24 protein-coding genes are annotated in these 25,401 nt (G+C 63.7%); 15 read left to right on the top strand and 9 right to left on the bottom strand.

Annotation, left to right across the window (positions count from 1 at the left end):
* Positions 1-143: 143 nt before the first annotated feature.
* From ACEN42_RS20550 to ACEN42_RS20540, 3 genes are read left to right on the top strand one after another with little or no spacing between them, the layout of a single operon-like run.
* The gene (locus ACEN42_RS20550; protein ID WP_035501604.1) at positions 144-1,325 is read left to right on the top strand and encodes an isovaleryl-CoA dehydrogenase; all 1,182 of its coding nucleotides are present in this window, start codon (positions 144-146) and stop codon (positions 1,323-1,325) included.
* Between the two features lie 10 nt (positions 1,326-1,335).
* A complete protein-coding gene (locus tag ACEN42_RS20545; protein ID WP_371881254.1) occupies positions 1,336-2,943 on the top strand; it encodes a carboxyl transferase domain-containing protein in 1,608 nt (535 codons plus the stop codon).
* Positions 2,944-2,947: 4 nt separating this feature from the next.
* Positions 2,948-4,951, top strand: a complete 2,004-nt coding sequence (locus tag ACEN42_RS20540; protein WP_371881253.1) for an acetyl/propionyl/methylcrotonyl-CoA carboxylase subunit alpha — start codon at positions 2,948-2,950, stop codon at positions 4,949-4,951.
* Here the strand turns inward: ACEN42_RS20540 and ACEN42_RS20535 are convergent.
* Complete coding sequence (locus ACEN42_RS20535) at positions 4,941-5,468, bottom strand: OmpA family protein (protein ID WP_371881252.1); 528 nt, start codon at positions 5,466-5,468, stop codon at positions 4,941-4,943. The two genes, ACEN42_RS20540 and ACEN42_RS20535, sit on opposite strands and share 11 nt — an antisense overlap.
* Positions 5,469-5,646: 178 nt before the next feature.
* Here ACEN42_RS20535 and ACEN42_RS20530 point away from each other — a divergent pair, with 178 nt between their 5' ends.
* Positions 5,647-6,735, top strand: coding sequence for an AI-2E family transporter (locus tag ACEN42_RS20530; RefSeq protein ID WP_371881251.1), 1,089 nt, complete (start codon positions 5,647-5,649; stop codon positions 6,733-6,735).
* Positions 6,736-6,754: 19 nt separating this feature from the next.
* Here ACEN42_RS20530 and ACEN42_RS20525 read toward each other — a convergent pair whose 3' ends face one another.
* The 3 genes from ACEN42_RS20525 to pcaH form a co-directional block, all read right to left on the bottom strand.
* Positions 6,755-7,060, bottom strand: a complete 306-nt coding sequence (locus ACEN42_RS20525; RefSeq protein WP_371881250.1) for a DUF2288 domain-containing protein — start codon at positions 7,058-7,060, stop codon at positions 6,755-6,757.
* A gap of 89 nt (positions 7,061-7,149) precedes the next feature.
* Positions 7,150-7,758: a protocatechuate 3,4-dioxygenase subunit alpha gene (gene pcaG, locus ACEN42_RS20520; protein ID WP_238217381.1), complete on the bottom strand. Its 609-nt coding sequence runs from the start codon at positions 7,756-7,758 to the stop codon at positions 7,150-7,152.
* 6 nt (positions 7,759-7,764) lie between these two features.
* Positions 7,765-8,466, bottom strand: coding sequence for a protocatechuate 3,4-dioxygenase subunit beta (pcaH, locus tag ACEN42_RS20515; protein ID WP_187605129.1), 702 nt, complete (start codon positions 8,464-8,466; stop codon positions 7,765-7,767).
* A gap of 113 nt (positions 8,467-8,579) precedes the next feature.
* Here pcaH and pcaQ point away from each other — a divergent pair, with 113 nt between their 5' ends.
* Together pcaQ and ACEN42_RS20505 are read left to right on the top strand one after the other, a co-directional pair.
* Positions 8,580-9,518, top strand: coding sequence for a pca operon transcription factor PcaQ (gene pcaQ, locus ACEN42_RS20510; protein ID WP_238292666.1), 939 nt, complete (start codon positions 8,580-8,582; stop codon positions 9,516-9,518).
* Between the two features lie 210 nt (positions 9,519-9,728).
* On the top strand, positions 9,729-10,097 hold the full coding sequence (locus ACEN42_RS20505) for a response regulator (RefSeq protein WP_238217385.1): 369 nt from the start codon (positions 9,729-9,731) through the stop codon (positions 10,095-10,097).
* Positions 10,098-10,104: 7 nt separating this feature from the next.
* Here the strand turns inward: ACEN42_RS20505 and ACEN42_RS20500 are convergent, their stop codons facing one another.
* Positions 10,105-10,818: a 1-acyl-sn-glycerol-3-phosphate acyltransferase gene (locus ACEN42_RS20500; RefSeq protein WP_371881249.1), complete on the bottom strand. Its 714-nt coding sequence runs from the start codon at positions 10,816-10,818 to the stop codon at positions 10,105-10,107.
* 159 nt (positions 10,819-10,977) lie between these two features.
* On the opposite strand from ACEN42_RS20500, the gene pip reads away from it, so the two are divergent.
* A complete protein-coding gene (gene pip / locus ACEN42_RS20495; RefSeq protein WP_371881248.1) occupies positions 10,978-11,967 on the top strand; it encodes a prolyl aminopeptidase in 990 nt (329 codons plus the stop codon).
* A 3-nt stretch (positions 11,968-11,970) separates the two neighbouring features.
* On the opposite strand, the gene ACEN42_RS20490 is transcribed toward pip, so the two are convergent.
* Positions 11,971-13,191: an EAL domain-containing protein gene (locus tag ACEN42_RS20490; protein ID WP_371881247.1), complete on the bottom strand. Its 1,221-nt coding sequence runs from the start codon at positions 13,189-13,191 to the stop codon at positions 11,971-11,973.
* Between the two features lie 299 nt (positions 13,192-13,490).
* Here ACEN42_RS20490 and ACEN42_RS20485 point away from each other — a divergent pair, with 299 nt between their 5' ends.
* From ACEN42_RS20485 to ACEN42_RS20475, 3 genes are all read left to right on the top strand, one after another.
* On the top strand, positions 13,491-13,913 hold the full coding sequence (locus ACEN42_RS20485) for a hypothetical protein (protein WP_035501438.1): 423 nt from the start codon (positions 13,491-13,493) through the stop codon (positions 13,911-13,913).
* A 551-nt stretch (positions 13,914-14,464) separates the two neighbouring features.
* On the top strand, positions 14,465-15,241 hold the full coding sequence (locus tag ACEN42_RS20480) for a hypothetical protein (protein ID WP_035501440.1): 777 nt from the start codon (positions 14,465-14,467) through the stop codon (positions 15,239-15,241).
* Positions 15,242-15,397: 156 nt separating this feature from the next.
* Positions 15,398-18,367: a putative bifunctional diguanylate cyclase/phosphodiesterase gene (locus ACEN42_RS20475; protein ID WP_371881246.1), complete on the top strand. Its 2,970-nt coding sequence runs from the start codon at positions 15,398-15,400 to the stop codon at positions 18,365-18,367.
* 12 nt (positions 18,368-18,379) lie between these two features.
* On the opposite strand, the gene ACEN42_RS20470 is transcribed toward ACEN42_RS20475, so the two are convergent.
* On the bottom strand, positions 18,380-18,589 hold the full coding sequence (locus ACEN42_RS20470) for a hypothetical protein (RefSeq protein ID WP_035501443.1): 210 nt from the start codon (positions 18,587-18,589) through the stop codon (positions 18,380-18,382).
* Positions 18,590-18,800: 211 nt separating this feature from the next.
* Here ACEN42_RS20470 and ACEN42_RS20465 point away from each other — a divergent pair, with 211 nt between their 5' ends.
* Positions 18,801-20,024, top strand: a complete 1,224-nt coding sequence (locus ACEN42_RS20465; protein ID WP_371881245.1) for an ROK family transcriptional regulator — start codon at positions 18,801-18,803, stop codon at positions 20,022-20,024.
* A gap of 2 nt (positions 20,025-20,026) precedes the next feature.
* Here ACEN42_RS20465 and ACEN42_RS20460 read toward each other — a convergent pair whose 3' ends face one another.
* Positions 20,027-20,653 carry a LysE family translocator gene (locus ACEN42_RS20460; RefSeq protein WP_187605121.1) on the bottom strand — a complete coding sequence of 209 codons (627 nt, stop codon included), beginning with the start codon at positions 20,651-20,653 and terminating at the stop codon, positions 20,027-20,029.
* Between the two features lie 129 nt (positions 20,654-20,782).
* Here ACEN42_RS20460 and ACEN42_RS20455 point away from each other — a divergent pair, with 129 nt between their 5' ends.
* The 3 genes from ACEN42_RS20455 (at position 20,783) to hutI (ending at position 24,297) form a co-directional block, all read left to right on the top strand.
* Positions 20,783-21,247 carry an Lrp/AsnC family transcriptional regulator gene (locus tag ACEN42_RS20455; RefSeq protein WP_371881244.1) on the top strand — a complete coding sequence of 155 codons (465 nt, stop codon included), beginning with the start codon at positions 20,783-20,785 and terminating at the stop codon, positions 21,245-21,247.
* A gap of 156 nt (positions 21,248-21,403) precedes the next feature.
* Entirely contained in the window at positions 21,404-23,077 is a 1,674-nt protein-coding gene (gene hutU / locus ACEN42_RS20450) for a urocanate hydratase (RefSeq protein WP_371881243.1), read from the top strand.
* Positions 23,077-24,297: an imidazolonepropionase gene (gene hutI, locus ACEN42_RS20445; RefSeq protein ID WP_371881242.1), complete on the top strand. Its 1,221-nt coding sequence runs from the start codon at positions 23,077-23,079 to the stop codon at positions 24,295-24,297. Before hutU ends, hutI begins: the two co-directional genes overlap by 1 nt.
* A gap of 65 nt (positions 24,298-24,362) precedes the next feature.
* Here the strand turns inward: hutI and ACEN42_RS20440 are convergent, their stop codons facing one another.
* A complete protein-coding gene (locus ACEN42_RS20440) occupies positions 24,363-24,614 on the bottom strand; it encodes a GlsB/YeaQ/YmgE family stress response membrane protein (RefSeq protein WP_035501449.1) in 252 nt (83 codons plus the stop codon).
* Positions 24,615-24,819: 205 nt separating this feature from the next.
* Between ACEN42_RS20440 and ACEN42_RS20435 the strand changes: the two genes are divergently transcribed.
* Positions 24,820-25,308 carry a hypothetical protein gene (locus tag ACEN42_RS20435; RefSeq protein WP_187605117.1) on the top strand — a complete coding sequence of 163 codons (489 nt, stop codon included), beginning with the start codon at positions 24,820-24,822 and terminating at the stop codon, positions 25,306-25,308.
* Positions 25,309-25,401: the final 93 nt, after the last annotated feature.

The raw sequence follows: 25,401 nt of genomic DNA, 5'->3' as shown, positions 1-25,401 counted from the left end.
ATAAATGTGAGCGTAGCTCAAAAATCTATTGACGGCTAGGCGATTTGAGCGTGAAATTGCCCCATCCCGTGGATTGTTGCCCTGTGTGAGTGAAACTCAAATTTCAGGGCGCACCGAAAACATCGCATCTGGAGGAGACATTCATGAGCAACGTACCCGGACTGAATTTCGCGCTGGGCGAAGACATCGACATGCTGCGCGATTCGCTCGCCAATTTCGCTGCGAAGGAAATCGCACCGCGCGCGGGCGAAATCGACCATAGCGACCAGTTTCCTATGGATCTCTGGAAAAAATTCGGCGATCTCGGCGTGCTCGGCATGACCGTCTCCGAGGAATACGGCGGCGCGAACATGGGCTACACCGCGCACATGGTCGCGATGGAGGAAATTTCGCGCGCGTCGGCGTCGGTCGGGCTGTCCTATGGCGCGCATTCGAATCTGTGCGTGAACCAGATTCATCGCAATGGCACGGAAGCGCAAAAGCAGAAGTATCTGCCGAAGCTGGTGTCGGGCGAGCATATCGGCGCGCTCGCGATGAGCGAGCCGAACGCAGGCTCGGACGTCGTCAGCATGAAGCTGCGCGCCGAAGAAAAGGGCGATCACTACGTGCTCAACGGCACGAAGATGTGGATCACCAACGGCCCGGACTGCGACACGCTCGTCGTGTACGCGAAGACGGACATCGAAGCCGGTCCGCGCGGCATCACGGCGTTTATCGTCGAGAAGGGCATGAAGGGTTTTTCCGTCGCCCAGAAGCTCGACAAGCTCGGCATGCGCGGCTCGCATACCGGCGAGCTCGTGTTCGAGAACGTCGAAGTGCCGAAAGAGAACATCCTCGGTCAGCTGAATGGCGGCACGAAGGTGCTGATGAGCGGCCTCGACTACGAGCGCGCCGTGCTCGCGGGCGGCCCGACCGGCATCATGCTCGCGTGCATGGACGCGGTCGTGCCGTATATCCACGATCGCAAGCAGTTCGGCCAGGCGATCGGCGAATTCCAGCTCATCCAGGGCAAGGTCGCGGACATGTACTCGACGCTGCAAGCCTGCCGCGCGTATCTCTACGCGGTCGGCCGCCAGCTCGACACGCTCGGCTCGGGCCACGTGCGCCAGGTGCGCAAGGACTGCGCGGGCGTCATCCTCTACACCGCCGAAAAAGCCACGTGGATGGCCGGCGAAGCGATTCAGGTTCTCGGCGGCAACGGCTATATCAATGAGTATCCGGTCGGTAGGCTGTGGCGCGACGCGAAGCTCTATGAAATCGGCGCGGGCACGAGCGAGATCCGCCGCATGCTGATCGGCCGCGAACTGTTCGCCGAGACGATGTGAGGCGCGCGACATGACGATCATCGAATCGAAACTGAATCCGCGCGGCGAGGAATTCCGCACGAACGCGGCTGCGCTCGAAGCGCTCGTCGCGGACCTCAAGGAGAAGGTCGCGAAGATCGCGGAGGGCGGCGGACAGGCCTCGCGCGACCGGCATGTGTCGCGCAACAAGCTGCTGCCGCGCGATCGCATCGCGCAACTGCTCGATCCGGGCACGCCGTTTCTGGAACTGTCGCAACTTGCGGCGTACGGCATGTATGACGACGACGCGCCGGGCGCGGGCATCATCACGGGCATCGGGCGCATCGCGGGACAGGAATGCGTCGTCGTGTGCAATGACGCGACCGTGAAAGGCGGCACGTACTATCCCGTGACCGTGAAGAAGCATCTGCGCGCGCAGGAAATCGCAGAGCAGAACCGTCTGCCGTGCGTGTATCTCGTCGATTCGGGCGGCGCGAACCTGCCGAATCAGGACGACGTGTTCCCCGACCGCGATCACTTCGGCCGCATCTTCTACAACCAGGCGAACATGTCGGCGCAGGGCATCTCGCAGATCGCCGTGGTGATGGGTTCGTGCACGGCGGGCGGCGCGTATGTGCCCGCGATGAGCGACGAATCGATCATCGTCAAGAATCAAGGCACGATCTTTCTGGGCGGCCCGCCGCTCGTGAAGGCCGCGACGGGCGAAGAAGTCAGCGCCGAAGATCTCGGCGGCGGCGATGTGCATACACGTCTGTCGGGCGTCGTCGATCATCTCGCGCAGAACGATGCGCATGCGCTCGGCATCGCGCGCAGCATCGTCGGCAATCTGAATCGCGTGAAGACGCCGACGCTCGCATTGAAAGAGCCGCTGCCGCCGCGTTTCGATCCGCAGAGCGTCTACGGCGTGATTCCCGTCGATACGCGCAAGCCCTTCGACGTGCGCGAAGTGATCGCGCGCATCGTCGACGACTCCGCTTTCGACGAGTTCAAGGCGCGCTACGGCACGACACTCGTGTGCGGCTTCGCGCATATCTGGGGGCATCCGGTCGGCATCGTCGCGAACAACGGCATTCTCTTCAGCGAATCCGCGTTGAAGGGCGCACATTTCATCGAGTTGTGCGCGCAACGCAAGATTCCGCTCGTGTTCCTGCAGAACATCACGGGCTTCATGGTTGGCCGGAAGTACGAGAACGAAGGCATCGCGCGCAACGGCGCGAAGATGGTGACGGCGGTGGCCACGGCGAAGGTGCCGAAGTTCACGGTGATCATCGGCGGCTCGTTCGGCGCGGGCAACTACGGCATGTGCGGCCGCGCGTATTCGCCGCGCTTTCTGTGGATGTGGCCGAACGCGCGCATCTCGGTGATGGGCGGCGAACAGGCCGCGTCGGTGCTCGCGACCGTGCGGCGCGACGGCATCGAGAAGAAGGGCGGCGCGTGGTCGAAGGAAGAAGAAGAGGCGTTCAAGGCGCCGATCCGCGATCAGTACGAGGCGCAGGGGCATCCGTACTACGCGAGCGCGCGTCTGTGGGACGACGGCGTGATCGATCCCGCGCAAACGCGCGACGTGCTGGGCCTCGGCCTGGCGGCGACGATGAACGCTCCCATCGAAGACACGCGCTTCGGCGTATTCCGGATGTAATGCCATGTTCAACAAAATACTGATTGCGAACCGCGGCGAGATCGCCTGCCGTGTCGCGGCGACGGCGAAGCGCCTGAACGTCGGCAGCGTCGCCGTCTATTCCGACGCGGACGCGAAAGCCAAGCACGTCGATGTCTGCGACGAAGCGGTGCATGTCGGCGGCTCGGCTGCATCGGAGAGTTATCTGCGTATCGAGCGTATCGTCGATGCCGCGAAGAAGACCGGCGCGCAGGCGATTCATCCGGGCTACGGCTTTTTGTCGGAGAACGAGGACTTCGCCAATGCGTGCGAGAAGGCGGGGCTCGTCTTCATCGGACCGCCCGTCGATGCGATTCGCGCGATGGGTTCCAAGGCGGCCGCAAAGGCGCTGATGCAATCCGCGTCCGTGCCGCTCGTGCCGGGCTATCACGGCGACGATCAGGACCCTTCGCTGCTTCAGCGCGAAGCGGACCGCATCGGCTATCCGGTGCTGCTGAAAGCGAGCGCGGGCGGCGGCGGCAAGGGCATGCGTGTCGTCGAGAAGAGCGAGGACTTTGCGGCGGCGCTCGCATCGTGCAAGCGCGAGGCGGCGTCGAGCTTCGGCAACGATCGCGTGCTGATCGAAAAGTATCTGCTGCGTCCGCGTCACGTCGAAGTGCAGGTGTTCGCCGACAAGCACGGCAACGCGGTCTATCTGTTCGATCGCGACTGTTCGGTGCAGCGTCGCCATCAAAAGGTGCTGGAGGAAGCGCCCGCGCCGGGTCTGAACGATGAAACCCGCCGCGCGATGGGCGAAGCCGCGGTTGCGGCGGCGCGCGCGGTGGACTACGTCGGCGCGGGCACGGTCGAATTCATCATGACGCAGGACGGCCAGTTCTACTTCATGGAGATGAACACGCGTCTCCAGGTCGAGCATCCGGTGACGGAGATGGTGACCGGGCTCGATCTCGTCGAATGGCAACTGCGCGTGGCGGCGGGCGAGCCTTTGCCGCTGAAGCAGAACGAGCTGAAGGTGCACGGCCACGCGATCGAGGCGCGCATCTACGCAGAAAATCCGTCGCGCGGCTTCCTGCCGTCGACGGGCACGCTCAAGCACGTGCGCATGCCGCACGCGGTGGAGTTTTCGATCGACGGCGACGTGCGCGTGGACAGCGGCGTGCGTCAGGGCGATTCGATCACGCCGTTCTACGATCCGATGATCGCAAAGCTGATCGTGCATGGCCGCGATCGCCGCGATGCATTGGCGCGCATGGCGCGCGCGCTGGCGGAATGCGAGATCGTCGGGTTGTCGACGAACGTCGAGTTCCTGCAACGTATCGTGAAGAGCGAGCCGTTCAGCGCGGGCGATCTCGACACCGGCCTGATCGAGCGTCATCACGATGCGCTCTTCGCGCCCACTCACGTCTCACGCAACAAGGGGCTTGCGCTCGCGTGCGCGGCGCTGCTCACGCGCGAGGGCGGCGAGGCGCATGGCCAGTCGCCGTGGGATGCGCTGTCGCACTGGCGCATGGCGGGCGGCTATAGCCAGGATTTGAACTGGCGCGCGCTCGACACCGACGAAACGCTGAAGGTCGTCTTCACGAAGAACGGCGAAAAGCGTCTCACGCTGAACGATAAAAGCGCGCGCTTCGACTGGTCGCACAGCGGCGCGACGTCATTCGCGGTCCAGCTCGACGATGCGCTGATCAAAGGTCACGTCTTCACCGATGGCGACATCTTCCACGTCTTCCATGAAGGCGCTGCGTTCCAGTTCGAGTGGCAGAACCTTATGGCCCACGCGGGCGACGCCGAGCACGAAGGCCGTCTGACCGCGCCGATGCCGGGCAAGGTGATCGCGGTGCTCGTGGAGACGGGCGCGACGGTCGAGAAGGGCGCGCCGCTGATGGTGATGGAAGCGATGAAGATGGAGCACACGATCGTGGCGCCTTCGTCGGGCAAGATCGGCGAGATTCTGTTCGAAGTCGGCGATCAGGTCGCCGACGGCTCGCAGTTGCTCGTGCTGGAGGTCGAGCAGGCGGCTAGCGCTTGACCTTGGCGGGCGTGCCGAGCAGCGTCTCTTCGCTCTCGGTGCGCACCAGAATCTCCACGCGGCGGTTCAATGCGCGGCCTTGCGCCGTGTCGTTGCTGGCGATCGGCCGCAGCCACGCCATGCCTTTCGTCGCGATACGCTCGGCGGGCACGCCGCGCGCGATCAGCGCTCGCCCGACCGCCTGGGCGCGCGCATCGGAAAGCGTGTGGTTATAAGCGAGCGTGCCCTGGTTGTCGGTGTGGCCTTCGATCAGAATCGGCCGCATGCTGCGCTTCAATACTTGAGCGGCGCGATCGAGCATGGGCGAATAGCCCGCGCGGATGCTCGATTCGTCGGTATCGAAAAGCGGCGCCTCGGGCAGCCGCATCTCCACGCCCCCTTTGACGGGCAGCATCGTGATGCCGGTTTGCGCGTTCAACCGATCTTCATTCGACCGGTTGAGGCCAGTCGAACATCCGGCGAGCCATATCAGCGACAGGCATGCACCAGCCATTGCGCGCCAGGTTTTTTCCTTCATTTGCAAGATCCATCCTTCGATGCCGAGTCTCGATTATAGGGAGCGCGAAACGTGCCTTTTGTAAATAAAGTTGCATGACTGCGCGCATCGAGTGGAATGATTCGTGCGTGATTACAATTCTGGCGAACGATTCATGTTTCGCCACCAATCGAACATCACGAAGAAGGACCATTCACTCATGCCGATCCAACCGCGCAACGACTCGACACCGGACTCATCCGAGCGCACCCGCAAGATGCAGCGCACGGCGTCCGCGGTGCTTTACGCGGTGCTCGTGCTGGTCGCGCTCTATACGGCGCGCACATTCATTCCGGCCGTCGTGTGGGCGAGCGTGATCGCGATCGCGCTATGGCCCGCGTTTGGCTGGCTCGAACGTCGGCCGATGTTCAAGCGGCATCACAATCTGCTCGCGGTCCTGCTGACGGCGGCGATCGGCCTGCTGTTCGTCGTGCCGTTCTTCATCGTCGCGGCGCAGACGGTGAACGAGGCGCGCGACATGATCCACTGGTTCCACGAGGTGTTGCGCACCGGCATTCCGGTGCCCGCGTTCATCGAGCATCTGCCGATGGGCTCGCAACAGGTCGGGCGCTGGTGGCAGGAGAATCTGGCGACACCGCTCGAAGCGTCGCCGGCGGTGAAGAATCTGCACAGTGCGACCGTCGTCGCGATGACGCGGCACTTCGGCGGGCGCGTGGTCCACGGCGTCGTCATCTTCGGCTTCATGCTGATGACGCTCTTCTTCGTGTTCCTGGCGGGCTCGAAGCTCGGCGAACAACTGCTCGCGGGCTCGCGCCGCGCGTTCGGTCCGGATGGCGCCGCGCTCGTGCGGCGCATGGCCGAATCGGTGCGCAGCACGGTGGTGGGGCTCGTCGTCGTGGGGCTGGGCGAGGGCGCGCTGCTCGGAATCGCCTATGCGGTCACGGGCGTGCCGCACGCCACCTTGCTCGGCATGCTGACGGCCGTCGCGGCGATGCTGCCGTTTTGCGCGCCGATCGTGTTTCTCGGTTCGGCGCTGTGGCTGCTCGCGCAGGGCTCGATGGTCGCGGCGATATGCGTCGCCGTGTTCGGGATGATCGTCGTGTTTGTCGCCGAGCACTTCGTGCGGCCGGTGCTGATCGGCGGATCGGCGCGGCTGCCGTTTCTGCTCGTGCTGTTCGGCATTCTCGGCGGCGCGGAAACCTTCGGGCTGATCGGTCTGTTCATCGGCCCGGCGCTGATGACGATTCTCGTCGTACTGTGGACGGACTATGTCCTCGACCGGCGCTAGTACGACTCAGACTCGTGAATCAGCCGCGTTCCTGCACGCATACCCAGGGCGAGGTGACAACCGTCCACAATTCCGGATCGCGCGCGGCGAGATCGGCCGCCGTTTCGGCCTGCATGCGCTCGACCAGCCCGCCTGCGAGCCATCGCGTGACCTGTTGCGTATCGTCGGTGGCGACGGCTTCCGCGACGCTCACGAGATCGAGATCGCGTTTCACCCAGATGAGCTTGCCTTGCGCGAAGAAGCGCTCCAGTTCGGACCAGCCGATCTGGGCGGTTTCACCGAGGAGCTTGACGTAGAGCGGGCTGGGCGTGGGAGCGTCGGACATGGGAGAAAGCGCAGAAAAGACAAAAGGCGACCGACACTATAACGCAGTGCCGGACGCCTTTCGTTTCAAACAACTGCCGCGAGAAAGCTTTACAGGTCGAAGAACACCGTCTCGTTCGGGCCGCGCAGATGAATGTCGAAGCGATAGATCGTGCCCGACGAACCCGGCTTGGCCGATGCGCCCGCCTCGCGCTTCGCGATCAGCGTATGACGGCGCTCGGCCGGCACGCTCTGCAGCACGGCGTCCTTCGCATTGGCTTCGGTTTCGTCCTCGAAGTAGATGCGCGTGTACGTGTGCAGCAGCATGCCTCGCATCAGCACGATGACATCGAGGTGCGGCGCGGAATCGTCGGCGGTTGCGCCCGGCTTCACCGTATCGACGATGAAGCGCAGCTTCGGATCCGTGCCCGTGCCCACGCGGGCGAAGCCGCGGAAGCCCGATTCGCGCGCTTCCTGCGCGCTTTGCACGTAGCGGCCATTTGCATCGGCCTGCGCGACTTCGATCAGCGCGTCGTTGACGGGCTTGCCTTCGGCGTCGAACACGTTGCCGACGACGGCGATATGCTCGCCCGGCACTTCACGATCCGCCGCCGATGCGGTGAAGAGGCTCTTCAGATCGAAGTTGTATTGCTCGGGAACCAGGCCGTAAGCGAAGTACGGTCCGACGGTCTGCGATGGGGTCTGTTTCAGCGTGGTCATGTTCGATTACTCCGTCGGCGTTTGGTCCGGGCCGCGCAGCACGATATCGAATTCGTAGCCGAGCGCGTAGTTTTCCTGCGTCGTGTCGATCGAGAAGGACGACACGAGACGCTTGCGTGCCTGCTCGGGAATGCCCTGATAGATCGGATCGAGGTCGAGCAGCGGATCGCCGGGGAAGTACATCTGCGTGACGAGACGCGAGCCGAAGTATTCGCCGAAGAGCGAGAAATGGATGTGCTGCGGACGCCACGCGTTCGGGTGATTGCCCCACGGGTACGCGCCCGGCTTGATCGTCATGAAGCGATAGCGGCCTTCGTCGTCGGTCAGGCAGCGGCCCGCGCCGAGGAAGTTCGGGTCGAGCGGCGCGTCGTGCTGGTCCGCCTTGTGGACATAGCGGCCCGCGGCGTTCGCCTGCCACACTTCCACGAGCGTGTTGCGCACCGGACGGCCGCCTTCGTCGAGCACGCGTCCCGTCACGATGATGCGCTCGCCGAGCGGTTCGCCGTTTTTCGCGGCGTTGCGGGTGAGGTCGTTGTCGAGCACGCCCAGATCGTCAGCACCGTAGACAGGCACGCGTCGGTTGCGCAGATTTTCCTTCAGCGGAATGAGCGGCAAGCCCGGGCTGCGCAGGATCGACGACTTGTAACCCGGCGACAGATACGCGGGATGGGATTCCCAATCGCGCGGTGTGAGGATGGGGGAGGTCATGTCGACTGTCTCCTGTATTTGGAAGTTGAATAGGATGTTTCTGACGGCTACTTTATAGAACGGCGCAAGTTATGGAAAATGATGTTTCGTGCCATCTTGCATAACGGATCGTCATGGATACCGACTTCACCAACACCCGCGTCAAGTTCAGGCATCTGCAGTGTTTTCTTGCCGTCACGCAGCTCGGGAGCGTGCAGCGCGCCGCCGATAGCCTGTCGATCACGCAGCCCGCGGTTTCCAAAACCATCGGCGAGCTCGAATCCATTCTAGGCGTGCGGCTGTTCGAGCGTGGGCGGCGCGGCGCGGTGCCCACGCGCGAGGGACGGCTTTTCGCGCCGCACGCGAGCGCATGCGTCGCGTCCTTGCGCGAGGGCGTCGACATGCTTCTGCGCGAACGCGGCGACATGCCCGGGACCATCGCGATCGGCATATTGCCGACGGTCGCGCCGGTGCTGCTCTCTCCCGCGCTGATGTCGTTCCGGCAGCAATGGCCGGCGGTGTCGCTGTCCGTCTGGACCGATTCCAACGCGCTTCTGCTGGAGAAGCTGAAGGCGGGCGACGTCGATCTCGTGGTCGGGCGGCTGTCGGAGCCGGAGGCGATGCACGGGCTGTCCTTCGAGCAGATCTATCGCGAGCCGCTCGCGGTGGTCGTGCGCCGCGAACACCCGTTGACGCTCGAAACGCCGCTCACGCCCGCCTTGCTCGCGCGCTTCGTGATCGTCGTGCCGCCGTTCGGCACGTTGATCCGGCAATCGGCTGAAAGCGTGCTGACGGCATTCGGCGCGCATGCGTTGACGGCGCTCGTCGAAACCTTGTCGGTGTCGCTCGGGCGCTCGCTCGCGATGAACAACGACGCCGTGTGGTTCGTGCCCGCCGGCGCGGTCGAGCAGGACATCGCGCTCGGGCTGCTCGCCGCGCTGCCGATGCCCTTCGCCGGCACCGACGAGCCTATCGGCCTGATTCGCCGCAACGATGCCGCGCGCACGCCGGTGGAAGAGACGCTCGTCGATGCGCTGCGTGAAGCCGGCCGCTCACGCGCCGGGAGCAAATGACCGCAGACAACGGGCGGCGCGCAAGTTGCTGAAGCAGCATTTACCGCGCAGGTTTTGCGCGAAAGAAATACTATGACAAAAGCGGCGGGTACGAAGTGACTGCAACAAACGGCGTCGGCGGCGGTCACATCCGAGGTTGTCCGCCGCGTCCGCCGCGTCCGTCGTGACGTCCCGCCCCACACACGCGCCGCACTCGAACATGTTCGCAAGATGAAGACCGTACTGCTCGTCGACGACGACCCCGCCACCATCGAAGCCTGGACCCTCTGCATGCAGGGCGAGGACTGCACTGTCTTGTGCGCGTTCGACGGCAACGGAGCGTTATCGATACTCGGGGAACAGCGGGTGGATATCGTGGTGTCCGACTGGATGATGCCAGGCCTCGGCGGCGCGCTGCTCTGCCAGACGATGAAGAACGACACGGCGCTCGCGCACATTCCTTTCCTGATGATTTCAGGGCATCCGAATCCGCCGGCTTTCGTCAGCTACGACGGATATTTGCGCAAGCCCGTCGACATGGAGACGCTGATTTCCGCGGTCAATCGTTTGTGCGCCGCGAAGAAGCGGCCATTGTATTGAGCGGCAACTAGCGCAGTTCCGCCAGCGCGTCGTCCATCTGCGACTGCGCGAGGCGGTTCAACTCCTGCGGAATCTGGCAATCGAGCGGCAGGCATGGCGTGACGATCACGCGGATATGCCCGCCGCGGTCAGGCCAGCCCTTCGCGGGCCAGACCTTGCCCGCGTCATGCACGACGGGCACGACCGGCACCTTCGTCGCGCACGCGAGCCGCACGCCGCCCGACGCGAGCTTGAGCGGCGCATCGTGCGCGACGCGCGTGCCTTCCGGAAAGATCACCACCGAATCGCCTTTCTCGAGCCGCGCCGCGCACTCGCGTGTCACGGCGGCGTGCGCCTGACGGATCGAGCCGCGGTCGAGACTCACCATGTCGAGGCCGCGCAGCACCCAGCCGAAGAACGGAATGTTCATGAGTTCGTGCTTGAACACGAAACTGATGCGCCGGGGAAAGAGCGCCATGAACGAGAGCGTTTCCCAGGTCGATTCGTGTCGCGACAGAATGATGCACGGCCCGTCGGGCAGATGCTCCAGCCCTTCGATCGAGCACGTGACGCCGGTGATGACGCGCATCATCACGACCACTGCGCGGCACCAGAGCTTCGCGAGCCGGTAACGCCCGTTGCGGCCGACGAACGGAAAGAGCGGCAGGATCAGGATCGACCAGACGATGCCGCTGCCGAGCAGATAGGTTGCAAAGAGCCACTTGACGAAGGTGCGTCGCATCGAATTTCGTGAGATGACAGGTGGATGACGAACATCCGGAATCCGCAAGCATAGCGTATCGAGCGAAACGCGCCGGACGATCATTTCGCGCCATGCGATGTCATCGAAGCGATGCAACAATGGAGCCCGACGAAGCCTATTCAGCAAGGAACAGACGCAATGGACAATCAATCGCCGGTGCAGTTCGACGAAGGCATGCTCGATGTGGGCGACGGTCACGCGATCTACTGGCGCGCGCAGGGCCCGCGCGAGGCGCCCGTGATGCTCGTCGTGCACGGCGGCCCCGGCGGCGCGATGAACGTGAAATGGGCCGAGGTGCTCGAACAGGACAAATGGCGCGTCGTGTTCTTCGATCAGCGCGGCTGCGGCAAGTCCACGCCGTTCGGCAAGCTGGAGGCGAACGGCATCGACGCGCTCGTCGGCGACATGGAAACGCTGCGCGTCGCGTTGAAGATCGAGCAATGGGCGATCTTCGGCGGCTCGTGGGGCACGACGCTCGGTCTCGCATACGGCGTCGCGCATCCGGAGCGCTGCACGGGTTTCCTGCTGCGCGGCATTTTTCTCGCGCGGCGCGAGGATATCGACTGGTTCCTGTGGGACGTTCGACGCGTGTTTCCCGAGGCGCATCGCGCGTTTCTCGATGCGATCGAGGCGGCGTGCGGCAAGCGTCCCACGAATGCGCAGGATATCCTGCGGATGACCGAAGCGCCGCTCGCGCGTTTCGACGAGGCGGGTACGCGGCTCGCGCGCGCGTGGACGCACTACGAGACGACGCTGTCCGTGGTCAACAAGCCGGAAAAGGAACCGGCCGAGGAAGAGAAGCGCCCGAGTGCGGAAGCGAACTCGGCCGCAATCTCGATGGCGCTTCTCGAGCGGCATTACATGGCGAACGAACTGCCGCCGGTGCCGCTATTGCCGCTCGTCGCGCGTATCGCGCATCTGCCTTGCCGGATCGTGCATGGACGCTTCGACATGGTGTGTCCCGCCGATCAGGCATTGGACCTCGCCGCGCGCTGGCCCGGCGCGGAACTGGCCGTCGTGAATGCGGCGGGGCACTGGACCTTCGAGCCGGGCAATCTCGCAGCGCTGCGCGCGGGCGCGGCGGCGCTTGCCGGTGCGATCGCGCAGGCGAAAAGCGCTACCGCCTGACGCTCAGAAGATTGCGGGCGCGGCTTCGGTCAGCTTGCGCCAGTCGAGGTCCGCGCCGATCACGACCGGCTTTGCAGCGTGCTGCGTCGCGATCGTGAGCGTCACGCAAAGCGACGTGCCCGTCACGGAGAGATAAGGCGCGCTCGTGACCACCTGCTGCGGTTTCGCGTGCGCATCGACGAAATACGGGCGATTGTCCCAGCGCCCGGTCGATGGATCCGCGATCGGCGCGAAGCGCTCGCTCGGCGCAATCGCCGCGGCGCCGGCGAGGCCGGGCATGAACTCGCGGCCGCCCCGATCGAGGAAGAAGCAACTGAGCGTGCACGGCAGCGCCAGCAGATCGGCACAGGCGGATTCGGTCGTCGCGCCCGACGCGAAGCGCCGCGCGGCCTGCGTGAGCGCCGCGCGATAGGGCAGCAGAAGCAAGTCGCCCGCGAGGCGCTCGGTGCGCCGCGTCTGGGCGAGCGCGTCGAACACGTCTTCGAAAAGCGGCGTCGCCACGCCGCGTTCGGCGAGTTCCGCCGATGGCATGCCGAACAGATAACCCTGCACGAAATCGACGTTCGAGCGCGCGGCGAGCATCAGATCCTCGCTCGTCTCGATGCCTTCCGCGACCACGAACATGCCCGACTCGTGCAGCAGATCGACGAGCTTCGGCATCAGCGCGTCGCGCATGTGGGGGCTCTTGGTTCGCACGAGACTGCGATCGAGCTTGACGATGTCCGGTCGCAGGGTGATCAGCCGGTCGATGTTGGAATGCCCCGCGCCGAAGTCATCGACGGCGACGAGAAAGCCCTGTGCCCGAAACGCGTGCGTGGCGCGCGAGATGTCCTCGACATCCGTGCCGCCCGACTCCAGCACTTCGATTACCAGCCGCTCGGGCGCGAGTCCCGCTTCGCGCGTTGCGGAGGCGAGCCGCGCGGCATAGCCCGGATCGGTGAAGGTCGCCGGATTGATGTTGAGGAAGAGCCACTGCGCGGCAGGCAGCAGGGGCGCCGCGTTGCGCAGATGCGTGAGGTGACTCATGCGATCGAGCTCGGTCAGCGTGCCCGCGACGATCGCTCGCCCGAAAAGATCGAACGGTCCGACGAGCGCGCCGCCGCCCGCATCGCCGCGCAACAGCGCCTCGTAGCCCACCTCGCGTTGATGCGGCAGGCTGTAGATCGGTTGCAGATGCGTGCGCAGCGCGATGCCGTCGACGACCTCCGTGTGTCGGGTCAGCACGTTCAGGCGCGGGTGGACGGCGTGCGGGAAGCGAGCGCCGGCGGACGAATGCGCAAGGGAGCAGTCAGGTCGATTAACGGCACGGCAGTCACGCGTTTCGGTGGGGATGTGCGCAATATCGGCCGGTCGTGCGCAAACTTGAGCATCGAAGACGTTCGCAGGTCAGGAACGCTTCGGCCGTCTACGGTTTGCTGCAAAGGCCCGCGCGACCTATCTTTGTTGGTGCGATGCTACGATCCGCCTGCAACTTAAGCCGGGCCGCGCCCGTCGAAAGCTGCAACGAACCCCTAGAGAGAGATATGGCGCAACAGAAAACCAATCCCAAACTCGAGCAGGCGCTGACGCGTGGCGATCTCGCGATCCGCCAGGCCAACTCGGGCCGCGCCACCGCCGTGCTGCGCGCGCTCGGCAAGATGATCGTGGAGGCGTCGGCGACGATCGGCGTCGAGGCGCACGTCGTCATTCACGACGGCGACAAGATTTACGATCCGGCCGACGGCGTGTGGCCGCAGCAATTGCTCGTGTCGCTCGATGGTCCGGTCGAAGACAACGATCCGGACGAGATTCGCACGATCACGCTGCTCGCCGATACCCCCGCGACGATTTTCCGCTGCGAATGGCAACGCGCCGACGGGAATATCGGACGACAAGAAGGCCGTCCGCTCGCGATGGTCGCTTTCATTACCGACGTGGATATTCCCTGGCTCGACGAGGACGACTGATTTTTTAATCCGTTTTGGCGGATTCCACACAGTCGACATGATTATGTTGTGATAGCGCGGGCGTTTTTTCGAAAGAGCGCCCGCCTTTTTGTTTCGGCTTTTTCAGCGGCATTAAATCCCCATCCCCGGGTGTTCGGCGTTTCGCACTTTCTGCGAAGAAAAAGTGTAAGCAAACGTTACCAGTTACTCTTTCTAACGTATTTTCCAGCGTTTACGCGATGCTCCACGAGCGTTCTGCGAACGCTATTCTCCTGATTGTCTCTCGCGTCGCCTGGTGGCTGCTCGCCCTCGTTCTTTCACTTTTGATCGGGCTCGCATATTCCTGTACGGCATATGGATATGTGGTTTTCGGCGGCTGCCGGCGACTGCTTTTCGCCGTTTAGAAGCTTTCTTCCACTCCTTTAGCCTGAAATTTGCTGAGAAACAGTGGCAAGCGCGCACCCCGTTATTTGACTTCGTGAGAGGCTCGTTTCGCCCGTGTAAGGAACCACTACAAAACCTCCTCGACACGCGGCACCTTTCCAATCGCCAAGAAAAAATGGGGTTTACAAATGGAACGTCTGAACCTTGCCACCAATGCCGCCGCTAACCAAACCGAATCGGCGGTTCGCCCAACTCTCACGGTCGTACCCGCACTTCAGAAAAGCGAGCGTATGCCGTTTACTATCCGTATCGTCAAAGACGATGCTGGATTGCAGAAAGCCGTGAGCATCAGACGTTCGGCCTATGGGCGGCATCTGCCCGAATTCGCCGACAAGATGACGATCGAGCCTTCGGACTGGGATCGCGGGACGGCTGTCCTACTGGCGGAATCGAAGCTGGACGGCGCGCCGCTCGGCACCATGCGCATTCAGACCAATGCGTACGGTCCGCTCGCCGTCGAGCAGTCGGTGCGTCTGCCCGACCATCTGGCGACGAGCCGCCTCGCGGAAGCGACGCGTCTTGGCGTCGCGGGCGGGATGGTGGGCCGCGTAGTCAAGGTGGCGTTGTGCAAGGCACTGTGGATGTTCTGCGAATTGCACGGGATTGATTACATGGTGATTACGGCGCGTACGCCGCTGGATCGGGAGTATGAGGCGATGCTCTTCAAGGATGTTTTCGGCGTTAATGAATTTCTGCCGATGTCGCATGTGGGCGGCTTGCCGCATCGCGTGCTCGCGAAAGATGTCGCCGCGGCACGTCAGCGCTGGGAAGAAGCCCGTCATCCGCTTTTCAATTACATGGTGCACACGCATCATCCGGATATCGATTTGCATTCTGTAGATTTATCTTTTGACTGGGAACCGGTACGATGCCCGGAAGCCCCGTTGATGGCTTACGGCAGGTGAAAAAGGCACGATCGTATTCAGGAAGGTAAAAGCGAATAACCGGATCGCAAAGCGATCCGGTAGGCCAAAAAGCGGCGGCGCACGGGGTTCTTCGGGCTCCGCCGCTGTCTGCGCCGGCGTATTTCGCGCTGGGCGCAAACGGGGGTTTTTCCAGGTATGGCGTCGGTTATTCCAGCTTCCTTATCGAGATTCAGACGCACGGGCTCGTGGATCGACGACGCGCTGTATGCAGTCGCCGTTTACGCCGTGCCGATTCTGATTTTGCTCGGTACGATCGCGACGCTCTATTTCCTGCCGCGCCAATATGAAACGCGCGGCGCGGTTCCGCTCGCACTTCACGTAGTCGCCGATAAAAGCGGCAACATGACGCCCGCCGATGCGCTTGAAGCGCTTCAAGGCGCGGCGCCCGTTTCCCGTTACAGCACACGTCTCTCCGAAAAGCCGGTCTGGTTCAGTTTTACGACGCCGAGCATGAGCGCGGATTCGTCGACGGTCGTCGAATTGCCGTCCCGTCATGCGCAAACGCTTGCCTGCTGGAACGCGAAAACGCTCGCGCCGCTCGGCCAGGCGGATCGCGAAGGCGTGACTGGCGAAATGCGCGTGGTGAAGGCGGGCTTCTCCATTCAGGTCGGCCGAATCAAGCAGGCCGAAAACGTTCTGTGCCGCGGCACCTTTTCCGGTCCCGCGCAAATCAATGCCTACGCGTGGGAATGGCAGGGACTGCGCAATTCGGCGCTCGACTTTCAGGAAAGTTCGGGGCTGATCGCCGGCGGTTTGCTGACGCTCGCGGTGTTCGTCTTCGTCACGGCGCTCATCAATCACGAATGGACCTACGTGATTTTCGCCGTGTGGCTCGTCGGCAATTTGCGCCTGTGCGCGAACGCGATGGGCTGGGACATGCAATGGCTCGGCCGCGTGCTGCCGGCCGACTTCATGCAGCCGTTGCGGCAATTCACCTTTGCCGCCTATTACCTGCTGACAGCCGCGCTCTTCCAGCAGCTTTTCCGGCGCGAGTTGCGCGTGGTCGGTTATCGCTGGCTGCTGCGCGTGATCCAGTATGTCGGCATCGTGCTGCTCGCGGCCGCGTTCGCGCTGCCATATGCGCTGTTCATTCCGACACTGTGGATCATCGCGGGCTTCGGCATCTGCGTGCTGCTGTTTTTCCTCGCGCGGCTCGTGTGGATGGCGCGCTCGCGTACGGTGCTCTGGTATGTCGCATCGCTCGGCGTGGTGCTGTTCTCGACATTCTCCGAAGTACTCGGCGCGGCCTTCGGGCTGAAGGTGCTCGTCGGCGGCGTGAATACGGTGATGGCCGCGCTGTCGTCGAGCATGATGGCGGCTTTCGCGATCGCCGAGCAGATGCGCGCCGAACGCGATTTCCGCCGCCAGGCGCAGATGGAATTGCGCAATACCTACGAAGTCACGCCGATCGGCCTCTTCACGCTCGATGCCGACGGCCACTTCGTGCGCGCCAATCCCGCGTTGCGCGCGATGCTCGATCTGCAAAAGACCGACTACAAGGTGCGGCACTGGAACGATTACTTCGAGGCGGGCGCGTGGGGCGCGTTGCAGGCGCTGGCGTCGAAGGGCAGCGACGGCGAACTCGAAATGGGCGGCTCGCCCGAGCGCGGCACCGGCGAGCGGCGCTATCTGCTGAAGGCGATCCGCTCGAACGGATGGATCGAAGGCTCGCTGCAGGACACGACGGAGCGCTCGAAGGCCGTCGAGCGGTTGCGCTTTCTCGCGGAGCACGATTCGCTGACCGGCTCGCTGAATCGCCGCGGCGTCGAGAAGGCGATCTCCGCGCAGAGCGAAGAGACGCTGCCGTGGGCGCTGGCCTATGTCGATCTCGACCGCTTCAAGCTCGTCAACGATCTCTTCGGCCATCGCAGCGGCGACGAAGTGCTGCGCCAGGTCGCGGCGCGCACGCGGGCGCACTTCGCGCGCAGCTATCCGGTCGGGCGTATCGGCGGCGACGAGTTCGTCTGCGTGATGCACGACACGTCGATCGAAGACGCCATCGCGCAATGCCGCGAACTCATTTCCATTCTGTCCGACGCGCCGTATCAGGTCGGCAATCGCGCGTTCCAGGTGAAGGCGTCGATCGGTCTCGTCGAATGCTCGCAGGGCGTGCGCGTGCAGGACGCGCTATCCCACGCGGATCGCGCGTGCCGCGAAGCGAAGAAGGTCGCGCATACGCATCTCGTCACGTATCGCAAGGGCGCGGCGGCGTTCGAGGAGCGCGCGGAGGAACTGAAGCTCGTCGAAACGCTCGGGCGCAATCGCCTGCCGCCGGGTCTTTTCCTCGTGATGCAGCCGATCATGTCGCTGTCCGCGCCGACCGAATCGCTCAACTTCGAAGTCCTGCTGCGTATGCGCGCACCCGACGGCGCGACGCTGCCCGCGGGCAAGGTGATCGTCGCGGCGGAGGAATCGGGCAATATCGCGGCGATCGATCGCTGGGTCATTTCGACGCTGCTCGACTGGATCGAGGTGCATCAGCAGCAACTCGGCAACACGCAGTTCATCTGCGTGAATCTCTCGGGCGGCTCGCTGAACGACGAGCAGTTCATGGAGGACATCTTCGCGCTCTTCGCGGCTCATCAGTCGATCGTGCATTACCTGTGTCTGGAGATCACGGAGAGCGTCGCGCTGCACGATCTGGAGAACACGCAGCGCTTCATCGCCCGCGTGCACGACATGGGCGGCAAGATCGCGCTCGACGACTTCGGCGCGGGCTACACGTCGTTCAAATATCTGAAGGCGCTATCCGCCGATGCGCTGAAGATCGACGGCGAGTTCGTGCGCTCGATGTGCGCGCATCCGGCGGATATCGCGATCGTCGAGGCGATCGTCGCGCTCGCGCGCAACCTCGGCATGCGCAGCGTCGCGGAATGGGTCGAGGACGTCGATACCTTGCGCGCGTTGCAGGAGATCGGCGTGGACTACGTGCAGGGCTTCCTGGTCGCGCGGCCGCAGGACAGCTCGGCGATTCTCGCGGCGAGTTCGGCCGCGAGCTTCGTGAAGGATCCGGAAGTGATCAGTTTCGTCGAAGGTCTTTCGGAGCCGGTTCAGGCGACCGTGTTCGACTACGAATGGCACGCGCGCGCCTCGGGCACGCACTGAGCACGGCGCGGCTCAGACCGTCTTCATCTCGCTCAACACCTTCGCCGCCGCAATCGGGATGCGCGTGTCGTCCCATTGCGCGAGCCACTGAATCTCCTTGCGCGTGAAATAGCCGGCGTGATTGCGCAGCGCGAACTGCAGCGAATCGACGATGTGATCGCGAATGATCTGCGGCGCGTTCTCGTCCTTGACGATCGCGTGGAGGGCTTCGAGTGTGCTCATGTGTGTTTGTCGGTGATGACGGTTCCCGTCGAACATAACCGACTAAAAATCGCGACAAAAATCGACCTGCATCGCCGCGCAGTGCAAGGAAAGGCGCTTGCTAAAATCGTCCCGAATGTCTTTACTAAATAAAAACACTGGATTTAATCGAACGGGGACGAACACATGAACGATGTACGGCGCGCCTGCCCGTCCCGAGAGGCCCGGGACGATGTCTGAGCGGCCCGCGCGCAAAGCCTCGGCGCATTCCGTCGGTTCGAATCAGCTCGGCATGCGCCAGTTCAACGAGCGCATCGTGCTGCAGGCGATCCGGCTTCACGGCGCGTTGCCCAAGGCCGATATCGCGCGCATGACGCGCCTGTCGATGCAGACGGTTTCGCTGATCGTCGATCATCTGATCGAAGACGGACTGCTCGCGAAGGAGCCGCGCTCGCGCGTGCGCGGACGCATCGGTCAGCCGTCGGTGCCGATCTCGCTGCGCGCGGACGGCGCGTTTTCCATCGGCGTGAAAGTGGGGCGGCGCAGTCTCGACGTGCTGTCGATGGATTTCGCCGGCAACGTGCGCACGCGCGAGACGCTCGAATATCCGTATCCCGATCCGCATACGCTCTTTCCCGCGCTGGAAGAGCGGCTCGCGCGCGTGGTCGGCGCGCTCGGCGACGGCGCGCGGAAGATTGCGGGAGTCGGCGTTGCGGCGCCGTTGTGGATCGGCGGCTGGCGCGACTTCTTCGACACGCCGCCCGATGCGCTTGCGGCGTGGGACGACATCGACATCCGCGAACGCATCGAAGCGATGACCGCGCTCCCGGTGGAATTCGCGAAGGACACGACGGCCGCGTGCGCCGCCGAGCTCGTGATGGGTCAGGGACGCGGGCTGCGCAACTTCCTGTATGTGTTCATCGGCACGTTCATCGGCGGCGGGCTCGTGATCGACGGCCGCCTGCACGCGGGGCCGGGCGGCAACGCGGGCGCCATCGGCTCATTGCCGCTGATGAAACGCGGCAAGGGGCAACGCGCGGGGCAATTGCTCGATACGGCGTCGGTATATGTGCTGGAGAAGGCGTTCGTCGCGGCGGGCGCGCCGGCCGCCGCCGCGCACGACGAGCGCGCTTGCTCGCCGGCATTGCGCGAGCTATCGGACGCGTGGATGCGTGAGAGCTGTCCCGCGATCGCGACGGGCATCGCAGCGTCGGCCGCGCTGCTCGATCTCGAAGCCGTGGTGATCGACGGCGAGATCGACCGGACCTTGCTGCGCGAGGTCATCGCCCGCACCGATGACGCGCTCGCCGCGTTCGACTGGCAAGGCATGACGCGCCCGCGTCTCGTCGAAGGGCAGATCGGCCCGGACGCCCGCGCGATGGGCGGCGCGATCCTGCCGCTTTATGCGCATTTCGCGCCGAAGCACGAGCTTTTCCTCAAGCCGCTCGAAACCTGAGTTCAGTCCAGCGAGAGCCGCGCGGCGAACGCGAGCAGCGCGGCGGAAAACGTCCAGCGCTGCACGGTCTGCGCTTTCGGATGACGGCGCAGCCAGCCGGAAATCCGCACCGCGCCCGCCGCCAGCGCGAGGTCGAACATGACGCCGACCGCGACCAGCACGACGCCCAGTTCCAGCACTTGCGACCAGACCGGACCGGACTCCGGCCGCACGAATTGCGGCAGCAGCACGGAGCAGAACAGCAGCGCCTTCGGATTGAGAATGCTGCTCAGAATGCCTTTGGCGTAAGCAGAACGTAGCGTGGATGCGGCGGCCTGACCAGGCGTCGCGTCGAGGCCGAATGCGGGCGAGCGGAAAATCTGGATCGCCACATAAGCGAGATACAGGCCGCCCGCGATGCGCACGCCGTCGTAGAGCCACGGCGCGCTGCGCAAGAGCGCGGCGACGCCGAGCGCCGACAGCGTCACGTGCGTCGCCCGCGCGGTGGCGAGCCCGGCGGCCACGGCGAGACCGTGTCGGAAACCGCGCGAGCCGCTCGTCTGAAGCACGAGCGCCATGTCCGGTCCCGGCAGCGCATAAACGACCGCCAGCGCGCCGATGAAAACCCAAAGTAAGTGTGCCGAGACCATGATCCGCTCCTGTTTCGATGGCTACATCGTGCCATTTCGGATGGGGCGTTTTCTGGCCTTTTTTATCAGTTTCTTCTTTTGGTATGTAGTTTTCCACTAAAATTATTTATAAATAAAGAGGAAAGCTTCATGACCGAAATCGACCGAATCGACCGCGCGATGCTTGCCGCGCTACAACAGGACGGACGCATGTCCATCGCGAAACTCGCCGAGCGCGTCGGCCTGAGCGAGACGCCGTGCGCACGCCGGCTCAAGCGCCTCGAAAGCGAGGGATATATCGACGGCTATCGTGCGGTGCTGTCGCGCAAGGCGCTGGAACTGGGCGTCGTCGCCTTCGCGCAGGTGCGCTTCAGCGTGCACGATCGCGCGCTGTCGGACCGCTTCGAACGCGAAATTCAGGGCATTCCACGCATCGTTTCGTGTCACAACATTTCGGGCACGGCGGATTATTTGCTTCAGATCGTCGCGCGCGATCTCGACGAATACGGCGTCTTCATGCGCGACGTCCTGCGCACCTTGCCGGGCGTGACCGCCGTCGAATCGATGCTCTCGTTGCGGGAACTCAAACGCGACGGCGGTTTGCCCGTACCTTGACGATTGTCTATACAAGATTGACACAAGGACGACGCGACGGCTCCGGGATTCCCCTAATACACCCTAAGTTGTATATACAAGAACATGAGAACCATTCGATGCGAGCCGTCGCTCGTGTCCTTCGACTCTCTCTTTTCTTGATGCGCAGGAGCATTCGTGACTTCATCTTCCCGTTTTCGCGACACCGAGATCCGCGCGCCGCGCGGCACGCAACTCAACGCCAAGAGCTGGCTGACCGAAGCGCCGCTGCGCATGCTGATGAACAATCTCGACCCCGAAGTGGCCGAGAATCCGAAGGAACTGGTCGTGTACGGCGGCATCGGACGGGCGGCGCGCGACTGGGCGTGCTACGACAAGATCGTCGAGACGCTGAAACGCCTCGAAGCCGACGAGACGCTGCTCGTCCAGTCGGGCAAGCCGGTCGGCGTGTTCAAGACGCATGAAAACGCGCCGCGTGTCCTCATCGCGAATTCGAATCTCGTGCCGCACTGGGCGAACTGGGAGCACTTCAACGAGCTCGACGCGAAGGGCCTCGCGATGTACGGGCAGATGACCGCCGGCAGCTGGATCTACATTGGCAGCCAGGGAATCGTGCAGGGCACGTATGAGACCTTCGTCGAAGCCGGACGCCAGCATTACGGCGGCGAGCTCAAGGGCCGCTGGGTGCTCACCGCCGGTCTCGGCGGCATGGGCGGCGCGCAACCGCTCGCGGCGACGCTCGCGGGCGCGTGCTCGCTGAATATCGAATGTCAGCAGAGCCGTATCGATTTCCGGCTGAAGACGCGTTACGTCGACGAACAGGCGACCGATCTCGACGACGCCCTCGCGCGCATCCAGCGCTACACGTCGGAAGGCCGCGCGATTTCCATCGCGTTGTGTGCGAACGCGGCGGACGTGCTGCCGGAGCTCGTGCGCCGCGGCGTGCGTCCCGACATGGTCACCGATCAGACGAGCGCGCACGATCCGCTCAACGGCTATCTGCCGAAAGGCTGGACCTGGGCGCAATATCGCGACCGCGCGCAAAGCGATCCGGCGGGCACGGTGAAGGCCGCGAAACAATCGATGGCCGAGCACGTCCGCGCGATGCTCGCGTTTCGCGAACAGGGCGTGCCGACGTTCGACTACGGCAACAATATCCGCCAGATGGCCAAGGAAGAGGGCGTCGAAAACGCGTTCGACTTTCCGGGCTTCGTGCCGGCCTACATTCGTCCGCTCTTTTGCCGCGGCGTCGGGCCGTTCCGCTGGGCCGCGCTCTCGGGCGATCCGGAAGATATCTACAAGACCGACGCAAAAGTGAAGGAGCTCATCGCCGACGACGAGCATCTGCATCGGTGGCTCGACATGGCGCGCGAGCGCATCAGCTTTCAGGGCCTGCCGGCGCGCATCTGCTGGGTCGGGCTCGGCCTGCGCGCGAAGCTCGGCCTCGCGTTCAACGAGATGGTGCGCAACGGCGAGTTGTCGGCGCCGGTCGTGATCGGCCGCGACCATCTCGATTCCGGCTCGGTCGCGAGTCCGAACCGTGAAACCGAAGCGATGCAGGACGGCTCGGACGCGGTGTCCGACTGGCCGCTCCTGAACGCGCTCCTGAACACGGCGAGCGGCGCGACGTGGGTATCGATTCACCACGGCGGCGGCGTCGGCATGGGCTTCTCGCAGCATTCGGGCGTGGTGATCGTGTGCGATGGCAGCCACGAAGCCGATGCACGCATCGCACGCGTGCTGAACAACGATCCGGCGACGGGCGTCATGCGTCACGCCGACGCGGGTTACGACATCGCGATCGAATGCGCGCGCGAACAGGGCCTCGATTTGCCGATGATCACCAAGTGATGAAAAAGCTCTGGCAAAACTGCCACGCCGCAACGATGATCGGAGGCAAGTATTCGATCATCGAAGACGCGGCGATCCTGACCGACGGCGCGCGCATCGAATGGATCGGGCCGCGCGCGGCGGCGCCGGAGATCGGCGACGGCGAGCGTGTCGATCTCGAAGGCGCGTGGGTGACGCCGGGCCTGATCGACTGCCACACGCATCTCGTTTTCGGCGGCGATCGGAGCGGCGAGTTCGAGGAGCGGCTCGAAGGCGTGAGCTACGCGGAGATCGCGGCGCGCGGCGGCGGCATCGCGAGCACCGTGCGCGCGACGCGCGAAGCCGGCGAAGAGACGTTGTTCGAAGCCGCGAAAGGACGCGCGCTCGGCATGATGCGCGAGGGCGTAACGGCGCTCGAAGTGAAATCCGGCTACGGGCTCGATCTCGCCAACGAACGCAAGATGCTCGCCGTGGCGCGACGTCTCGGCGATGCGCTGCCGCTCACCGTGCGCGCGACCTGCCTCGCCGCGCATGCGTTGCCGCCCGAGTACGCGAATCGCGCGGATGACTACATCGCCTATGTCTGCGATGAGATGCTGCCGGCGCTTGTCGAAGAAGGTCTCGTCGATGCCGTCGATGCATTCTGCGAGCACATCGCGTTTTCGACGCAGCAAGTCGAGCGTGTGTTCCGGTGCGCACGCGATCTCGGCGTGCCCGTGAAGCTGCACGCCGAGCAGTTGTCGTCCTTGCATGGATCGTCGCTTGCGGCGCGCTATCGGGCGCTGTCGGCGGATCATCTCGAATACATGACCGAGGACGATGCCATCGCGATGGCGCAGTCCGGCACCGTCGCCGTGCTCTTGCCGGGCGCGTTCTACATGTTGCGCGAAACGCAGTTGCCGCCTATCGATGCGCTGCGGCGGCATCGCGTGCCGATCGCGCTCGCGAGCGATCTGAACCCCGGCACGTCGCCGGCGCTTTCGTTGCGCATGATGCTCAACATGGGATGCACGCTGTTTCGCATGACGCCGGAAGAGGCACTCGCCGGCGTGACGATCCATGCAGCGAGCGCGCTCGGACTGCAATCGACGCACGGATCGCTCGAAGCAGGAAAGGCTGCGGATTTTGTCGCCTGGCGAATCGGCAGGCCTGCCGAGCTTTCGTACTGGCTCGGCGGCTCGTTGCGGAATCGCGTCGTGCGTGGCGGAGCGGAGATCGATTTCGCGCGCATCGCACGATAAACAAAACGCCTCGTCCGGGTTCGGACGAGGCGTTGCGCCAAAAAAAGTAATGGTGAAGCGTGACGTTACGTGCGCTTGCGGATCATTCCCCAGACGACGAGCAGGATGATCGCGCCGATCACCGAGGCGATCCATCCCGCTGGCTGTCCCGGCTGATACCAGCCGAGCGCACGGCCGACGTACCCCGCGATGAGCGAGCCGGCGATGCCAAGGACGATGGTCATGATCCAGCCCATATTATCGTCGCCCGGTTTGAGCGCGCGCGCGATGAGCCCGACGACGAGTCCGACGATCAACGTACCGATGAATGCAAACATGCGGTTGCTCCTTGACAGAGTTTTACGGCTTCTTAATTGCGTTGCCGATGGATTCCGGACGGTCCCGGTACATTCAAAGTAGCACGGCGCAATGCGTTTGGGTATGACACTGGCCGTCTGGCCAATCCTTTGAGCACGAACGATGCTCCGTGCATTGTCCAAGGTAAAATTCGTCGCATTGCCTCATTGCTTGCCTTGCTACGATATGACCGATTCCGAATTTCCCTCCGCCGACGACGCGATCCATGAAGATCGCCTCTGGCGCGACGACGGCTGGACCGCGCGCGTGATCAAGAACGAGGACGACGACGGCTGGGCCGTCGAAATGATTCAGACGGGCGAAGCGGAGCCCGCGCTCGTTGGTCCGTGGACGATGGGCCGTGACAAGAAAAATCCGAAACCTCTCGATGCAAACGCGTTTCGTACGTTGGTCAAGACGGCGTCGGAAGTCTTGCGCCGGCACGAACAGCAGCGTCACGCGATGCTGAACAAGAATGTCACCGTCGATGTGCAGGGCGAGGACATCACCGTCACGCTGGAGATCGTTCCCGATGAGGACGATCCCTACGCCAATCTCAAGGCCTTCGATGCATACGGCGCGCAACTCGCGCACGTGCGTGTGTCGCCGGCATTCAAGCTCAGCAAGGCGAGCGCCGAGCGCTGGGCCGAGAACGATTTCGCGAAGCCGAGCTGAATCGGCTGCATTGCGGCCGCAGCGCGCGCTCAAAGTAAAACGCCGTCACACTTTCGTGCGACGGCGTTGCGGAAAAGATTGCGCGAGTCGGGC

The sequence above is a fragment of the Caballeronia sp. S22 genome (genome assembly GCF_964261745.1).
GTDB lineage: Bacteria > Pseudomonadota > Gammaproteobacteria > Burkholderiales > Burkholderiaceae > Caballeronia > Caballeronia jiangsuensis.
The sequence above is the reverse complement of the archived record's forward strand: the minus strand, read 5'-3'. Positions and strand labels throughout refer to the sequence as shown.

What these genes read in the sequence shown, in the direction of transcription:
- ACEN42_RS20550 (WP_035501604.1), top strand. Translation starts at nt 144, where the DNA reads ATGAGCAACGTACCCGGACTGAATTTCGCGCTGGGCGAAGACATCGAC.
- ACEN42_RS20545 (WP_371881254.1), top strand. Translation starts at nt 1,336, where the DNA reads ATGACGATCATCGAATCGAAACTGAATCCGCGCGGCGAGGAATTCCGC.
- ACEN42_RS20540 (WP_371881253.1), top strand. Translation starts at nt 2,948, where the DNA reads ATGTTCAACAAAATACTGATTGCGAACCGCGGCGAGATCGCCTGCCGT.
- ACEN42_RS20535 (WP_371881252.1), bottom strand. Translation starts at nt 5,468, where the DNA reads ATGAAGGAAAAAACCTGGCGCGCAATGGCTGGTGCATGCCTGTCGCTG.
- ACEN42_RS20530 (WP_371881251.1), top strand. Translation starts at nt 5,647, where the DNA reads ATGCCGATCCAACCGCGCAACGACTCGACACCGGACTCATCCGAGCGC.
- ACEN42_RS20525 (WP_371881250.1), bottom strand. Translation starts at nt 7,060, where the DNA reads ATGTCCGACGCTCCCACGCCCAGCCCGCTCTACGTCAAGCTCCTCGGT.
- pcaG (WP_238217381.1), bottom strand. Translation starts at nt 7,758, where the DNA reads ATGACCACGCTGAAACAGACCCCATCGCAGACCGTCGGACCGTACTTC.
- pcaH (WP_187605129.1), bottom strand. Translation starts at nt 8,466, where the DNA reads ATGACCTCCCCCATCCTCACACCGCGCGATTGGGAATCCCATCCCGCG.
- pcaQ (WP_238292666.1), top strand. Translation starts at nt 8,580, where the DNA reads ATGGATACCGACTTCACCAACACCCGCGTCAAGTTCAGGCATCTGCAG.
- ACEN42_RS20505 (WP_238217385.1), top strand. Translation starts at nt 9,729, where the DNA reads ATGAAGACCGTACTGCTCGTCGACGACGACCCCGCCACCATCGAAGCC.
- ACEN42_RS20500 (WP_371881249.1), bottom strand. Translation starts at nt 10,818, where the DNA reads ATGCGACGCACCTTCGTCAAGTGGCTCTTTGCAACCTATCTGCTCGGC.
- pip (WP_371881248.1), top strand. Translation starts at nt 10,978, where the DNA reads ATGGACAATCAATCGCCGGTGCAGTTCGACGAAGGCATGCTCGATGTG.
- ACEN42_RS20485 (WP_035501438.1), top strand. Translation starts at nt 13,491, where the DNA reads ATGGCGCAACAGAAAACCAATCCCAAACTCGAGCAGGCGCTGACGCGT.
- ACEN42_RS20480 (WP_035501440.1), top strand. Translation starts at nt 14,465, where the DNA reads ATGGAACGTCTGAACCTTGCCACCAATGCCGCCGCTAACCAAACCGAA.
- ACEN42_RS20475 (WP_371881246.1), top strand. Translation starts at nt 15,398, where the DNA reads ATGGCGTCGGTTATTCCAGCTTCCTTATCGAGATTCAGACGCACGGGC.
- ACEN42_RS20470 (WP_035501443.1), bottom strand. Translation starts at nt 18,589, where the DNA reads ATGAGCACACTCGAAGCCCTCCACGCGATCGTCAAGGACGAGAACGCG.
- ACEN42_RS20465 (WP_371881245.1), top strand. Translation starts at nt 18,801, where the DNA reads ATGTCTGAGCGGCCCGCGCGCAAAGCCTCGGCGCATTCCGTCGGTTCG.
- ACEN42_RS20460 (WP_187605121.1), bottom strand. Translation starts at nt 20,653, where the DNA reads ATGGTCTCGGCACACTTACTTTGGGTTTTCATCGGCGCGCTGGCGGTC.
- ACEN42_RS20455 (WP_371881244.1), top strand. Translation starts at nt 20,783, where the DNA reads ATGACCGAAATCGACCGAATCGACCGCGCGATGCTTGCCGCGCTACAA.
- hutI (WP_371881242.1), top strand. Translation starts at nt 23,077, where the DNA reads ATGAAAAAGCTCTGGCAAAACTGCCACGCCGCAACGATGATCGGAGGC.
- ACEN42_RS20440 (WP_035501449.1), bottom strand. Translation starts at nt 24,614, where the DNA reads ATGTTTGCATTCATCGGTACGTTGATCGTCGGACTCGTCGTCGGGCTC.
- ACEN42_RS20435 (WP_187605117.1), top strand. Translation starts at nt 24,820, where the DNA reads ATGACCGATTCCGAATTTCCCTCCGCCGACGACGCGATCCATGAAGAT.